This window comes from Streptomyces nanhaiensis, assembly GCF_046614825.1.
Classification (GTDB): domain Bacteria; phylum Actinomycetota; class Actinomycetes; order Streptomycetales; family Streptomycetaceae; genus Streptomyces; species Streptomyces radiopugnans.
This window is the reverse complement of record NZ_JBKJFM010000024.1, coordinates 38,058-51,748: the sequence shown is the minus strand read 5'-3', so window position 1 is coordinate 51,748 and position 13,691 is coordinate 38,058. Positions and strand designations below refer to the sequence as shown.

Annotated in this window: 10 protein-coding genes and 2 pseudogenes; 6 read left to right on the top strand and 6 right to left on the bottom strand. The window is 73.4% G+C overall.

Annotation, left to right across the window (positions count from 1 at the left end; all coding sequences use genetic code 11):
- From ACLIYP_RS09060 to ACLIYP_RS09045, 4 genes and pseudogenes are all read left to right on the top strand, one after another.
- Positions 1-185, top strand: a pseudogene (locus ACLIYP_RS09060) ((d)CMP kinase); the annotation flags it as partial.
- A pseudogene (locus ACLIYP_RS09055) lies at positions 154-1,419 on the top strand (outer membrane protein assembly factor BamB family protein); the annotation flags it as partial. The pseudogenes ACLIYP_RS09060 and ACLIYP_RS09055, both read left to right, overlap by 32 nt.
- 181 nt (positions 1,420-1,600) lie before the next feature.
- Complete coding sequence (locus tag ACLIYP_RS09050; RefSeq protein WP_412712615.1) at positions 1,601-2,098, top strand: hypothetical protein; 498 nt, start codon at positions 1,601-1,603, stop codon at positions 2,096-2,098.
- Positions 2,099-2,245: 147 nt separating this feature from the next.
- Entirely contained in the window at positions 2,246-2,737 is a 492-nt protein-coding gene (locus ACLIYP_RS09045) for a hypothetical protein (RefSeq protein WP_412712614.1), read from the top strand.
- Between the two features lie 88 nt (positions 2,738-2,825).
- Here ACLIYP_RS09045 and ACLIYP_RS09040 read toward each other — a convergent pair whose 3' ends face one another.
- The 3 genes from ACLIYP_RS09040 to ACLIYP_RS09030 all read right to left on the bottom strand — a co-directional run bounded on the left by ACLIYP_RS09040 (position 2,826) and on the right by ACLIYP_RS09030 (position 6,480).
- Positions 2,826-2,954 carry a hypothetical protein gene (locus tag ACLIYP_RS09040; protein ID WP_412712613.1) on the bottom strand — a complete coding sequence of 43 codons (129 nt, stop codon included), beginning with the start codon at positions 2,952-2,954 and terminating at the stop codon, positions 2,826-2,828.
- Positions 2,955-3,152: 198 nt separating this feature from the next.
- Positions 3,153-3,308, bottom strand: coding sequence for a hypothetical protein (locus tag ACLIYP_RS09035; RefSeq protein WP_412712612.1), 156 nt, complete (start codon positions 3,306-3,308; stop codon positions 3,153-3,155).
- Positions 3,309-3,528: 220 nt separating this feature from the next.
- Positions 3,529-6,480, bottom strand: a complete 2,952-nt coding sequence (locus ACLIYP_RS09030; RefSeq protein WP_412712611.1) for an AfsR/SARP family transcriptional regulator — start codon at positions 6,478-6,480, stop codon at positions 3,529-3,531.
- Positions 6,481-7,009: 529 nt separating this feature from the next.
- On the opposite strand from ACLIYP_RS09030, the gene ACLIYP_RS09025 reads away from it, so the two are divergent.
- Both ACLIYP_RS09025 and ACLIYP_RS09020 read left to right on the top strand, forming a co-directional pair.
- The gene (locus ACLIYP_RS09025) at positions 7,010-9,601 is read left to right on the top strand and encodes a bifunctional FO biosynthesis protein CofGH (RefSeq protein ID WP_412712610.1); all 2,592 of its coding nucleotides are present in this window, start codon (positions 7,010-7,012) and stop codon (positions 9,599-9,601) included.
- 250 nt (positions 9,602-9,851) lie between these two features.
- Positions 9,852-10,976 carry an ADP-ribosylglycohydrolase family protein gene (locus tag ACLIYP_RS09020; RefSeq protein WP_412712609.1) on the top strand — a complete coding sequence of 375 codons (1,125 nt, stop codon included), beginning with the start codon at positions 9,852-9,854 and terminating at the stop codon, positions 10,974-10,976.
- A 213-nt stretch (positions 10,977-11,189) separates the two neighbouring features.
- On the opposite strand, the gene ACLIYP_RS09015 is transcribed toward ACLIYP_RS09020, so the two are convergent.
- The 3 genes from ACLIYP_RS09015 to ACLIYP_RS09005 all read right to left on the bottom strand — a co-directional run bounded on the left by ACLIYP_RS09015 (position 11,190) and on the right by ACLIYP_RS09005 (position 13,425).
- Complete coding sequence (locus ACLIYP_RS09015; protein WP_412712608.1) at positions 11,190-11,399, bottom strand: DUF397 domain-containing protein; 210 nt, start codon at positions 11,397-11,399, stop codon at positions 11,190-11,192.
- A gap of 235 nt (positions 11,400-11,634) precedes the next feature.
- Positions 11,635-12,495: a helix-turn-helix domain-containing protein gene (locus tag ACLIYP_RS09010; RefSeq protein WP_412712607.1), complete on the bottom strand. Its 861-nt coding sequence runs from the start codon at positions 12,493-12,495 to the stop codon at positions 11,635-11,637.
- A 168-nt stretch (positions 12,496-12,663) separates the two neighbouring features.
- The gene (locus tag ACLIYP_RS09005; protein WP_412712606.1) at positions 12,664-13,425 is read right to left on the bottom strand and encodes a GOLPH3/VPS74 family protein; all 762 of its coding nucleotides are present in this window, start codon (positions 13,423-13,425) and stop codon (positions 12,664-12,666) included.
- Positions 13,426-13,691: the final 266 nt, after the last annotated feature.

Sequence of the window (13,691 nt, the reverse complement as noted above, 5' to 3'; positions counted from 1 at the left end):
GCGCGGTCAGCGCGGTGCCCGCGGTGCGCACCAGGATCACCGAGCTCCAGCGGGCCATCGCCGCGGGAGCCCCCACCGGCATCGTCGTCGAGGGCCGGGACATCGGCACCACCGTCCTGCCCGACGCCGACCTGAAGATCTTCCTCACCGCCTCCCCCGACGTCCTGGGTGCTGCGCGCGCCGGACGGCGGCGGCGCCGGCGGCACCGGCGCCCTCGGCGCCACCGCGGCCCACCCCTCCCCGTCCCAGCCCCCCACCGACGGCCCCGGCGGCGGTGAGGCCGCCGCGCCGCCGCGCTGGCGGCCGTGGCGCTTCCGGATGTCGAACGACGTGTGGGGCACCCCGGTCGTCGCCGACGGACTGCTGTACGTCACCTCCTTCGAGGTCCACGCGCTGGACGTGGCGACGGGGCGGCGGCAGTTCAAGACCCGCGAGGTGGCGTGGTCGATGGCCGTGGGCAACGGCCGGGTCCACGCCTCCGACGGCCCGAGCCTGTACGCCCTCAACGCCCGCGACGGCTCCGATGTCTGGCGGCTGGCGGTGGACGGCTGGGTGTACGCGCTGCGCGCCGACCGCGGCACGGTCGTCACCGGCACCCGCGGCGGCGGCGTACAGGCGTGGGACGCGGCCAGCGGCGAGCGGCTGTGGGAGCTGTCCGGCGCGCAGACCGACTTCGAGACCCCCGAGGCCGGCCCGGTGATCCGGGGCGGTTCGGTCTACGTCTGGGGCGACGGGCGGCTGTACGCGCTGGACTCGCGCACCGGCGCCGAGCAGTGGTCGTACCCGGTCGGCGACTCCTCGGCCACCGGCGGCGTCCCGGTGCGGCTGCTGCCCGCCGACGACGGCGCGGTGTACGTCAGCGCCGGCTCGCGCGTCTTCGCCCTGGACGCGGCCACCGGAGCGGAGCGGTGGCGCTTCGACGCGCCCGCCGCGTTCCTGTGCCCGCCGGCCTTCGCGCCGGGCGCGGCGATCGCGGGCGGCGGCGTCTACCTGGCCGACTACCTGGGCACGGTGTACGCCCTGGACGCCGCCAACGGCCACGACCGCTGGCGGATCGCCACCGAGTCCCGCCAGTCGGCCGAGCCGGTGGTGGTGGCCGACGGGCTGGTCCACCTGGGCAGCGGCAGCGCGCTCTACACGCTGGACGCGGTCAGCGGCACCCCCCGCTGGCGCTTCGCGACGGGCGGCGAGATCACCGGCGCCCCGGTGTCGGCGGACGGCCGGGTCCACTTCGGCTCGGCGGACCACTGCCTGTACACGCTGGACGCCGTCGGGGGCCGGCTGCGCTGGAAGCTCGCCACGGAGGGCGAGATCACCGGCTCCCCGGTGGTCGCGGACGGCGTGGTCTTCGCGTGCAGCCGGGACCGCTGCGTGTACGCGCTGGACGCGGCCAAGGGGACGGGCCAGGCCCGCGCCTGACCCGCCCCCGCCCCTGTCCCCGTTCCCGCGTTCCGCGCCGTTCCGCCCATTCCGTTTTCCGGCGAACCGCCTTGCGCGGGAACCCCGTTGGCCGTTCCCCGCGTGAACCCTGGTAGAAAGTCCGGCAGTCAAACAGCGGGTGCGTACGCGCGCCGTGCGTCCACCGGGGGAGAAACGCGACATGAAGCGCTCTGTGAAGCGCCATCTCAAGCTGATAGCCGTCGTCACCGTCGTGACGCTGGCCCTGTCCGGTTTCAGCCAGGCCCGCAGCGGCGGCGGCAAGGGCGGCGGCGGCCGGGGGAGCAGCAGCAAGAGCGGAGGCGGGGGCTGCGGCAAGGACAAGTCCAGCAGCCGGTCGGGCTACAGCGGCTACCGGAGCACGACGGCCGGCAGCAGCTCCTCCGGGTCCTCCGGCTCCTCCTCGCGCAAGGACGAGCCGGACGCCGAGATCATCTCGTGCGCCAAGGGCAGGAAGGGGACGGTGGTCGAGCTCTCCGACGGCGACGCCGGCACCTACACCGTCTACGTGGACCTGGTGGACGACTTCGGGGACGTCATCGACACCGCCTCCCAGCGCGTCAGCGTCCGGAGGGACCAGACCAAGCGCGTCGAGGTGAGGCCGCGGGACCCGGTCATGGTGGATGCCGCGGACGACTGCCGTGTCCTTGTGATCGGCTGAACCGGTCCGGGATCGGCGGGAACCACGGCGGGTCCGGGCGCGTGTTCAACGGATGTCCGGCCCGCCTTCCGGGATGGCAGGGGCACGGCATACACCTGGGCGCGCTCCGGCGCGCCCTTCCACGGGTTCTTACGGGGGGAATGAAGCGTGAGGCTTCGTCATGTGCGGGCGGTGGCCGTCACCGCCGTCGTACTGGTGGCTCTGACGGGTGCCAGGAAGTCGGACGGAGGCGGCTGCTCCGGCGACGACGACAGCGGCAGTTCCTCGTCGTCCTCGTCCTCCTCTTCGGGCGGCGGTGACTTCGGTGGCACATCCGGCGGCACCGGGGGTTCGGGCGGCGGCAAGCAGCAGAAGGTGATGCGCGAGATCACCGTGCTGCACTGCGGGGTGGACGAGGCCGGCGAACTGGTGGCACGCCTGGAGATCGAGAACACCGGCCGCATGGACATGGACTACAGCGCCACCGTCGCGTTCGAGGACGCGCGGGGCGCCTCCCGGGGGACCGCCGTCCTGAAGGACTTCGAGGTGCCCGCCGGGGAGACCCTGACCACCGACGCCGGGGGCGGCGCGTACACGGGCCCCTCGGACGGCGCCGGGACCCTGCGGTGCGACGTGGTCAGGGCCGGCCGCACTCCGTGATCCGGATGCGGCCTGAACGGGCTCGGGGGCGGAACCGCGTCAGCGGTTCCGCCCCCGAACGGTGCCCGGAGCCCTCCGGGCACCGGTCTCAGTTCCCTGCCGGCTGGGAGGGCGAGGGGACGAACGCGTGGTTGTCGGCCAGCGCTGGCGCCGCGCCGATTCCCACCGCTGCCACCGCCATCACCAGGGCGGTCAGGAACTTCGTCACGCGGGTCATGCCAACTCCTTGGTGTGAACCGGGGGATGAAGGTTCCGGGTTCGCAGAGGTGAAGATAACCCCTCAGCGCATACAGTTCTGTTCTTCCGCACACGACTGTCCGGTAATCGTCCGTGTATGCATGACAGGGACCGGCTCCGGCGGCTCCCCCTCTGCGCCGCCGGGGCCGGCCCCGTGTGTCCCCCGTGAGATGCGGCCTTACTGCCCGCTTTCCTCGGTGACCTGGGTCTCCGGGGTGGCCGTGGTCTCGGTCCCGGTGGGCTCCGAGGCCGTCGAACCGCCCTCGCCAGGAGCCGGCGCGTGGTTGTCGCGCTGCGGGCCGCCTGTCGTGATCTTTTTGGTGGTCTCGCTCATGTGGACCGGCTCCTAGGTTCTGGTGGCAGGGAGGTCCTGGGCACGCCCGGCGGCTCCCCCGTGGGCCGCCGGACGTGCATTTCCGGGCTACCCGCCCTGACCGTGCAGGGTTGTCGGGCCCCTCGACCCGCCTGCCCCCCGACGCGGCGGATCGATATGTATAAGCATGGCGGGGGGCGATAAACAATCGATGAACGCCCACTGCCGATGGCTTCGGTACCTACGCGGCGACCACGGGGGAGAGCAGTTTGCGCACCTCGGCGGCCTCGGGCGAGTCCAGGGACTCGAAGATGTTCAGCGCGTCCTGCCAGCAGGCCCGGGCACGGTCTGTCTGGCCCAGCGCGTCCAGGGCGCGTCCCAGTACCGTCAGCACGTTTCCGCGCCGCCAGTCCCAGCCGATCACGCGCATGGCGAGAGCCTGCTCGGCATGGGCGGCCGCCTGCGTAGGCCGTCGCGCCGCCATGTGGGCCTCGGCCATCCGCAGGTGGGTGGCTCCCTCCCACATGGGCTGGCGGCTCTCGCGGAAGAGCAGAAGAGCCTGGTTGAGTTGATCGAGGGCTTCGGTGGTGCGCCCGGCGCCGGTCAGGGCCATGGCCAGGGCGTAGCGGCCGTTGGCCAGCCGCATGGCCATTCCCAGCTCGGCGTAGATGGCCACGCCCTGCTCGGCGAGCCGGATCGCGCTGTCGGTCCGGCCCAGCCCCAGGCGAACGCGGGAGAGGTTGCACAGCGCACTGGCCTCGCCATTGGGGTTGTGGTCCGCGCGGAACGCGTTGAGGGCGAGGTCCAGATGCTTTTCGCCCTCCTCGTAGCGGCCACGGGAGATGGCGATGATGCCGCGGTCGTTGGGCGCGTACCCGCTCACCACCGGATCACCGGTGTTCTCGGAGAGCTGCGCGGCGCGCTGCGCGCTCTCGTTCGCCTGGTCGAAGCGGCCGGCCACGATGTGCACGTGGGTGAGCATGATCTGGGCGCGGCCCTCGGCCCAGGCGTCTCCGGTGGTCTGCGCGGCCTCGTGCACGGCGGTGGCGGCCCGTTCGTAGCGCAGTGAGTGGATGCCGGAGTCGGCCAGGTCCTTGGCGGCGATCAGCAGGTCGGCGGCGCGGCGCAGTGCGCCGCCGCCGGCCGACTGCTCCACACAGGCCAGCAGGCAGTCGGCCTCGGTGAACAGCCAGTCCAGCGCGGCGGCGTGATCGCCGAACTCCAGTCCGGGGTGCTCGGTGGCGGCCAGGTGCTCCACCGTGCGGTCGCCGGGGCGTTCGAGGGCGAACACGCCCGCCGCCGTGGCCAGGTAGAAGTCCAGCAGCCGGGATCGTGCGGCGGCCCGGTTGGAGGCGGGGTCCTCGTCGCGTTCGGCGCAGGTGCGCGCGTAGAGGCGGACCAGGTCGTGGTAGCGGTAGCGGCCGGGGGCGGCCGATTCCAGCAGGGAGGTGTCGACCAGGGACTCCAGCAGGTCCTCGGTCTCCTCCGGGGTGCGCTCCAGCATGGCGGCGGCGGCCTGGACGGAGATGTCGGGACCGTCGGCCAGGCCCAGCAGGCGGAAGGCGCGGGCCTGTTCCGCCTCGAGCTGGCCGTAGCCCAGTTCGAAGGTGGCCTTGACGGCCTGGTCGCCGGCCTGGAGTTCGTCCAGCCGGCGGCGTTCGTCGGCGAGTCTGCGGGCCAGGAAGGAGACCGTCCAGGTGCGGCGGGCGGCCAGGCGGGAGGCGGCGATGCGGATGGCCAGGGGCAGGAAGCCGCAGGCCGCGACGACGTCCATGGCGGCCTCGCGTTCGGCGCCCACCCGGTCGGCGCCGACGATCCTGGTGAACAGGGTCATGGCCTCCTCGGGGCTCATGACGTCCAGGTCCACCAGGTGGGCGCCGGCCAGGTCCACCATCCGCACCCGGCTGGTGATCAGTGCCGCGCAGCCCTCGGTGCCCGGCAGCAGGGGGCGCACCTGGGCGGCGTCGCGGGCGTTGTCCAGCAGGGTCAGGATCCGGCGGCCGGCCAGCGTCGAGCGGTACAGGGAGGCCCGCTCCTCCACCCCGTCGGGGATCGCGGAGTCCGGAGTGCCCAGGGCCCGCAGGAACGCGCCCAGGACCGCCTCCGGTTCCGCCGGGGCCGGGCCCGCGCCCTGGAGGTCGACGTAGAGCTGGCCGTCGGGGAAGCGGTCACGGGCGGCGTGGGCGACGTGCACGGCCAGGGTGGTCTTGCCCACCCCGCCGATGCCCGCGACCGCCGACACCGCCATGACCCGGCTCTCGGCGGTGACGAGCTGGTCGCCCAGCTCCGAGACGAAGGCGGTGCGGCCGGTGAAGTCGGGTACGGTCGCGGGCAGTTGCGCGGGCCGTACGAAGGTGGACGTGCCCGGCGGGGCGGACTCCTCGACGGGCTGCGCCAGTTCCTCGTCGGCCCGCAGGATGCGCTGCTGGAGCTCGGCCAGTTCCGGGCGGGGGTCCACCCCCAGCTCCTCGGCGAGCAGCCGCCGGGTGTCGGCGTAGACGGCCAGGGCCTCGGCCTGGCGGCCGCAGCGGTACAGCGCCAGCATCAGCAGTTCGCGCAGCCGCTCGCGCAGCGGGTGCTCGGCGGTCAGGGCGGTCAGCTCGCTGACCGCCTCGGCGTGGGAGCCGAGCTGGAGGTCGAGGTCGAGGCGGTGCTCCAGCAGGGACAGCCGCCACTCCTCCAGCCGGGTCCGCTGGTTCTCCGCGTACGGCCCGGGGACGTGGGCCAGGGGCTCGCCGTCCCACTGCGCCAGCGCCGCGGCGTACAGCTCACGCGCCCGGCCGCGGTCGCCGGAGGAGACCGCCTTCTCCGCCTCCAGGGCGTGGGCGGCGGCCGTGTCCGCGTCGATCCCGGTGTCGGGGCCCAGCCGGATCGCGTAGCCGCCGGACTCGCTGATCAGGGCCTCGGCGCCGAGCGCCTTGCGCAGCCGGGAGGCGTAGGTGCGCAGCGCGGCCAGGGCGCGCTGCGGCGGCTCCTCGCCCCACAGCGCGTCCACCAGTTCCTGTGCGGTGGCGGTCTGCCCGCCGCGCAGCAGCAGGGCGGCGAGCAGGGCGCGCTGCTGGGGCGAGCCGACGCCGACCGGCTCGCCGTCACGCCAGGCACGCACCGGTCCGAGCACGGCGAAACGCAGCCGGTGACGATCGTTGTCCGGCTGCCGCAGTCGTTCGCGTCCGGTGTGCCCCTCGCCGTCCATGGTGCCCCCTGCGAAGTGTGACGACCCGCAGCGCACAGTGTGCCTTGTCAAGGGTCGGTACGTCAGCCGCGCCCCTGTCTCTCCTCACAGTCACCGCAAACCCGCGACGGAACCGATAGCTGATGCCCCGACAGATGGCGAGATGTCCGGTGGTTGATCAACAGTCCTCCTTATCAAGGGAGTTGCCGGTAATGCCGCTTCGCCTTCTCAGCGCGCCTCCGGCCGCAGCGGATTGGTCATCGCCGCCATCGGCCCCGGCAGCCCGGCACCTCCAGCCGCACCGCCCCCGCGGCGGCGGACAGCCTCAGTACGTCGCGCCGGTCCATGGCGGCCCCCGTCCCGTCGCCTCCGATGTGGTGCGGGCCACTTTTCCACGAGCCGGTGACGGACGGGAGAAGGCCTGTGGACAACCCGCCCGACACCGCGTGACGGCGGGTGCGGCGGCGGGGCCGGCGGCGGAAGGGGTGTGTGAGGGACATCCCTTCCCCGCCTCCCGGCCGGTGCCGGGGGCGCTCGTATGCTCGCTCCCATGACTTCGTCGAGCGGGCAGGCAGCACCCACCGCCAACGCCATGCGGCGCGCCCTGCGGCGGGCCCGTGACGGGGTCGCGCTGGACGCGGCCGAGGCCGCCGTGCTGCTCCAGGCGCGCGGCGAGGACCTGGCCGATCTGACGGCGTCGGCCGCCCGCGTACGGGACGCGGGCCTGGAGGCAGCCGGCCGCCCCGGGGTGATCACCTACTCGCGCAAGGTCTTCATCCCGCTCACCCGGCTGTGCCGGGACCGCTGCCACTACTGCACCTTCGTCACCGTGCCGGGGAAGCTGCGCCGCGAGGGGCACGACGCGTACCTCTCCCCGGACGAGGTGCTGGACATCGCCCGCCGGGGAGCGGCGATGGGCTGCAAGGAGGCGCTGTTCACCCTCGGCGACCGGCCCGAGGACCGCTGGCCCGAGGCCCGCGAGTGGCTGGACGCGCACGGCTACGACGACACCCTCGCCTATGTGCGCGCCATGGCGATCCGGGTGCTGGAGGAGACCGGCCTGCTGCCGCACCTCAACCCCGGGGTGCTGACGTGGACGGACTTCCAGCGCCTCAAGCCCGTCGCCCCGTCGATGGGCATGATGCTGGAGACCACCGCCACCCGGCTGTGGTCCGAGCCCGGCGGCCCCCACCACGGCTCGCCCGACAAGGAGCCGGCCGTCCGGCTGCGGGTACTGGAGGACGCGGGGCGCTCGTCCGTCCCCTTCACCACCGGCATCCTCATCGGCATCGGCGAGACGTACGACGAGCGCGCCGAGTCGCTGTTCGCGATCCGCCGCGTCCAGCGGGCGTACCAGGGCGTCCAGGAAGTCATCGTGCAGAACTTCCGCGCCAAGCCCGGCACTGCCATGCGCGGCATGCCCGACGCCGAACTGGAGGAACTGGCCGCCGCCGTGGCAGTGGCCCGCCACGTCCTCGGGCCCGCCGCCCGCATCCAGGCCCCGCCCAACCTCGTCGACGCCGAGTACGCGCTGCTGATCGGCGCCGGGATCGACGACTGGGGCGGCGTCTCCCCGCTCACCCCCGACCACGTCAACCCCGAGCGCCCCTGGCCCCAGATCGACGAACTCGCCGGGCACACCCGCGCGGCCGGTTTCGAACTGCGCGAACGCCTCACCGTCTACCCGGAGTTCGTCCGCCGCGGCGAGCCCTGGCTCGACCCCAGGCTGCTGCCCCACGTGACCGCCCTGGCCGACCCGGAAACCGGCCTGGCCCGCGAGGACGCCGCCGTCACCGGCCGCCCCTGGCAGGAGCCCGACGAGGCGTTCACCGCCGTCTCCGCCGGCCGCACCGACCTGCACCGCACCATCGACACCACCGGCCGCACCGCCGACCGCCGCGCCGACTTCGACGAGGTGTACGGCGACTGGGAGGCGCTGCGCGAGAGCGCCGCGCCCGGCATGGCGCCGGAGCGGATCGACGCCGACGTGCGCGCCGCCCTGGCCACCGCCGCCGACGACCCCACCCGCCTCACCGACGACCAGGCCCTCGCGCTGCTCCACGCCGACGGGCCGGCCCTGGACGCGGTGTGCCGCATCGCCGACGACGTGCGCCGCGACACCGTCGGCGACGAGGTGACGTACATCGTCACGCGCAACGTCAACTTCACCAACGTCTGCTACACCGGCTGCCGTTTCTGCGCCTTCGCCCAGCGCCGCACCGACGCCGACGCCTACACCCTCTCCCTGGACCAGATCGCCGACCGGGCGGCGCAGGCGTGGGAGGTCGGCGCGGTCGAGGTCTGCATGCAGGGCGGCATCCACCCGGACCTGCCCGGCACCGCGTACTTCGACATCGTGCGGGCGGTCAGGGAGCGCGTACCGGGCATCCACGTGCACGCCTTCTCCCCGATGGAGGTCGTCAACGGCGCCACCCGCACCGGCATGCCGATCCGCGACTGGCTGGCGGCGGCGAAGGAGGCCGGGCTCGGCTCCATCCCCGGCACGGCCGCCGAGATCCTGGACGACGAGGTGCGCTGGATCCTCACCAGGGGCAAGCTGCCGGCCGCCACCTGGGCCGAGGTGGTCACCACCGCGCACGAACTGGGCCTGCCGTCGTCCTCGACGATGATGTACGGGCACGTGGACCGGCCCCGGCACTGGCTGGGCCACCTGCGCCTGCTGGCGGAGATCCAGCGGCGCACCGGCGGCTTCACCGAGTTCGTCACGCTGCCGTTCGTCCACACCAACGCCCCGGTCTACCTGGCCGGGATCGCCCGCCCCGGGCCGACGGTCCGCGACAACCGCGCGGTGACGGCCATGGCCCGCCTGCTGCTGCACCCGCACATCACCAACATCCAGACCAGCTGGGTCAAGCTGGGCGCCGAGGGCGCGGCCGAGATGCTGCGCTCGGGCGCCAACGACCTGGGCGGCACGCTGATGGAGGAGACCATCTCCCGGATGGCCGGCTCCTCCTACGGCTCGTACAAGTCCGTCCGGGAGCTGGTCGCCATCGCCGAGGCCGCCGGACGTCCGGCCCGCCCCCGCACCACGGTCTACGGCGAGGTCCCCGAGGAGCGCGTACGGGCCGCCGAGGCGTCCGGCGGGCGCCTCCCGGAACTGCTGCCGGTACTGGAGGACTGAGCCCGTCCGGGGACCGGCCTCCCCGGGCCCGGACGGGCACGGGGCGACTTCCGGCCGTCTTCCCGGGATCTCCGGCCCCCGTCCACCTCCGTGCCGCCTCCGCCTCCCCGGGGTCGATTACAGTGCGGTTCGAAACCGGCGGGCCGGGCGGTGGTGGAGCGGCACGGAAGGCGCGGGAGCCGGCGGGAACGGGACACGGGAACGGACGAGAGCGGACGAGAGCCGAGGGGCGAACGGGAGGGACGGCACGGTGACCGCGACACCTGGCGGTGGCATCTGGGGCCGCACCGAGCAGCAGGACTTCCGCAGCCGGGTGCGCGGCTGCCTGCTCGGCGGCGCGATCGGCGACGCGCTCGGCGCGGGCGTCGAGTTCGACTCGCTCGACGCCGTCCGGGCCGCCCACGGCCCCCAGGGAGTGACGGACTACGTGCCCGCCTACGGGCGGCGCGGCGCCGTCACCGACGACACGCAGATGACCCTGTTCACCGTCGACGGCCTCATCCGCGCCCACGTCCGGCGCGACACCGGGGCATGGCACCCGCCGACCGACGTGCACGCCGCCTATCTGCGGTGGGCCGCCACCCAGCGCGACTGGGGGCCCGACGAGCGCCGCACCGAGGACGGCTGGCTGGCCCGCCAGGAGTGGCTGTACTCGCGGCGCGCGCCCGGCCGCGCCTGCCTGACCGGGCTCGCCGACAGCCGGATGGGCACGCTCGACGCCCCCAAGAACCCCGACTCCAAGGGCTGCGGCACCGTCATGCGATCCGCGCCCTTCGGGCTGCTCGTCGGCTGGGAGCCGCAGCTCGTCTTCCAGCTCGCCGCCGAGTGCGCCGCCCAGACCCACGGCCACCCCACCGGGTACCTGGCGGCGGGGGCCTTCGCCGTCATCGTCCACGCCGTCGCCCGGGGCGAGAGCCTGGACGCCGCGGTGCAGCGGGCCCTGGCCCACCTGGCGGCCCACCCCGGCCACGAGGAGACCACGGACGCCCTCAAGCACGCGCTCGGAGCCGTGCGCCAGGGGCTGCCGACCCCGGAGCGCGTGGAGTCGCTGGGGGAGGGCTGGACGGCGGAGGAGGCGCTGGCGATGGGCGTGTACTGCGCGCTCGTGGCCGAGGACGTACGCCACGGCCTGCTGCTGGCGGTCAACCACGGCGGCGACTCCGACTCCACCGGCTCGGTCTGCGGCAACCTGCTGGGCGTGATGCACGGGGAGACCGCCCTGCCGCCGAACTGGGTCGCCGAACTGGAGGGCCGCGCCACCATCCTGGAACTGGCCGACGACTTCGCCATGGAGATGACCCAGGGGCCCGCCCTCCACAGCCCCGCCACTCCGGCCGGCTCACCGGGCTGGCTGACCCGCTACCCGCGCACCTGACGGGACCGGGTCCCGCGTACGGAACCGGGCCCGCTCACGAGGGCTTGCGGGGGCTCACGGAGACTTGTGGGCGCTTGCGGGGCCCGCAAGCGCCGAACCCCCTCGGCCGGGACGGCGGACCAGTCGAGAGGGCTTCGGCCGCGGTGCCGAGCGGCACCGCGAGACGCCGCGGGTCACCGTGGTCCGGTGCGCGGCGTGCGGCGTACGGAGCGGTCAGTGCCGGGCGAGCGCGCCCCGGCCGAGGGCTCCCACGAACGCCGTCCACGAACCGGGGACGAAGTCCAGCGACGGCCCCTGCGGGACCTTGGAGTCGCGCACGGCGACCGCCTGCGGCTCGGCGGACCGCACCTCCACGCACGCCCCGTTCCCGGCGGAGTGGCTGGACTTGGTCCACCTGTCGGTCATGCCCTGTCGGATTGCCATGTCTGCTCCGTTTTCTCCCAGACGGTGAAGATCGCCGGTTGGGCCCGGCGTGCGGCAGACGGTACCCCTCAACTGGGGCCTCCAATAACGCCGTTCACTCGACCGGGTGGCATATTCCAGACAGCTCTTCACATCGACGCGCCACCAGATGTAACTTGCTGCACCGCCCGTTCGCCGCCCGTTCGCCGCCCGCGCACCGCGTGTGCGCCGCGTGCGCGCCACCGGCGCGCCGGTCTCAGCCCCGGGTGTACTCCTTGGCGATGTCCTCGACGAACTCCCGCGTCTGCTCGACGTTGAGGGCCTGCGCCCGCAGGTGCTCGTACATCACGCTGTAGCTGTGCACGTCTCCGGCCTTCTCCAGGTAGAGGTCGCTGGTGACGCCCTCCAGGTAGACCACCGTCGAGTCCGCCGCGTCCGGGAACTCCAGGATGGCGTACTGGCCGTTGAGCCCGGGGTGCGCGCCCATGGCGAAGGGCAGCACCTGCACCGTCACATGGGGCAGCCGGGATAGTTCGAGCAGGTGCTCCAGCTGGTCCCGCATGATCTGCCTCCCGCCCACGGTCCGGCGCAGCGCGGCCTCGTCGATCACCGCCCACAGGCGCAGCGGGCTCTTCCGGTCGTGGATGCGCTCCTGCCGGCGCAGCCGCACCTTCACGCGCTTCTCCACGTCCTCCGCCGACGCCTCGGGCAGCGCGCCCGCGACGACGGCCTCCGCGTACCGGGGGGTCTGCAGCAGCCCCGGCATGACCTGCGGCTCGTACACGCGCAGGGACGCCGCGTCCGTCTCCAGGCCGATGTACACGCTGTACGGGATGTCGCCGAACGCGTGCCACCAGCCCTGCTGTCTGGACTCCTTGGCCATCTGCATCAGCGAGTCGACTATCCGCTGGTCGTCGACCTCGTAGACCCCGCACAGATCGCGGACGTCGCGCTGGCTGATGCTGCGACGGCCGTTCTCCAGCCGGCTGATCTTGGACTGGGAGACCAGCAGCCGGTCGGCGACCTCCTCGGCCGTCATGCCCCTCTGCTCACGGAGCCGGCGCAGCTCCTGACCCAGCCGGCGCCGCCTGACGGTGGGATTGACACTGGATGCCACGGTGCGCACACCTCCGCTTACGCCAATAGGACCGCTCCTGGAGCAGATTGCCACCAACGGCCGTGTTCGCGCTGGAAAACCGCCACCCCGCGCTTCGCGGCCGACGAACGGATTTCGGCCGAATCCGGGAAATCCGTCGGGTGTCCGCCGAGTGGGGGTGCGGCAGGGTCAGTGGGCGCCCGCGCGGGCCATCCCGCCCCGCCGTGCCTGCCCGGCGAGCGGCTGCGGCGCGGCGGCCCGTGCCGCCGTCCGGCCGCCGCCCGGCCCGCCCGCACCCCTGCCGGGAGCGGTGCGCCGGGGCTGCGCGGCCACGCCGTTCTGCACGTCCATCACGGCGTGCGCGACGAGGCCGCCCATCGGGTCGTGCCTGATCAGATCCCTCAGCCGGGAGCGGGATGACCGCCCCTCGTTGCCGGGGTAGAGGTGCTTGCCGAGGCCGACCGCGTGGGCCAGCGCGGCGAGTGCGGCGGTCCGCGGGTCCGACGGTACGCCGGTGCGGATCGCGTTGTCGAGCCGGGCCCTGATCTCCCGGCTCACTGCCGTGTCCGTCGCCTGGTAGCGAGTCGTCGGCAACACCCCGCACATCTGGCTGGATACGGCATGAACCATGCCGCAGCGCTCCAGGTGTGTGAGATAGGTTTGGCGCAGCCCGAGTCTGGGCCCGCCGATCCAGTGGACCGCGCGGACGGGGCTGCCGCGCCTGCGCAGCAGCTCCAGCGCGGAGTCCAGGGTTGGATCTCCGGTCGGCCGTGGCAGCACCACGGCTATGCGATCCCCGTCAGGGGCTATCCGTCCTGCGAGAGCCAGCTCCACGAGCTGGGCCCCGGCCAGGCCGAGGTCGAGCGACTGCGGCTGCGCCGTGGTACCCGTGGCCGGGTCCAGGGCCAGCAGCAGAAGCTCCTCCGGAATTGTTCTGCGGCTCCTGCCCATCCATGCCTCCCCGCGTGGATGCATGACAGGGTGACCCCTCTCACAGAGGTCTGTCGAGAGTGCCTGGGTGCTTTGTCATGGAACCAGTAGGTATGTCGTTACCGTCTGGCAATTTAGCGGGCCCTCGCGGCCGCGAAACAGGGCCGGAGTGCCGGGGGAGGACCGGCGTTCAGGACACTGTTTACTGATACGACGAGTGGTGAGCACCAAGCGGGAGGCATAGGTGGCGGGCAAGTCCCCCGACAGTTCGGAACGGCAGACTTCGT

What these genes read in the sequence shown, in the direction of transcription:
- ACLIYP_RS09050 (WP_412712615.1), top strand. Translation starts at nt 1,601, where the DNA reads ATGAAGCGCTCTGTGAAGCGCCATCTCAAGCTGATAGCCGTCGTCACC.
- ACLIYP_RS09040 (WP_412712613.1), bottom strand. Translation starts at nt 2,954, where the DNA reads ATGACCCGCGTGACGAAGTTCCTGACCGCCCTGGTGATGGCGGTGGCA.
- ACLIYP_RS09035 (WP_412712612.1), bottom strand. Translation starts at nt 3,308, where the DNA reads ATGAGCGAGACCACCAAAAAGATCACGACAGGCGGCCCGCAGCGCGAC.
- ACLIYP_RS09030 (WP_412712611.1), bottom strand. Translation starts at nt 6,480, where the DNA reads ATGGACGGCGAGGGGCACACCGGACGCGAACGACTGCGGCAGCCGGAC.
- ACLIYP_RS09025 (WP_412712610.1), top strand. Translation starts at nt 7,010, where the DNA reads ATGACTTCGTCGAGCGGGCAGGCAGCACCCACCGCCAACGCCATGCGG.
- ACLIYP_RS09015 (WP_412712608.1), bottom strand. Translation starts at nt 11,399, where the DNA reads ATGGCAATCCGACAGGGCATGACCGACAGGTGGACCAAGTCCAGCCAC.
- ACLIYP_RS09005 (WP_412712606.1), bottom strand. Translation starts at nt 13,425, where the DNA reads ATGGGCAGGAGCCGCAGAACAATTCCGGAGGAGCTTCTGCTGCTGGCC.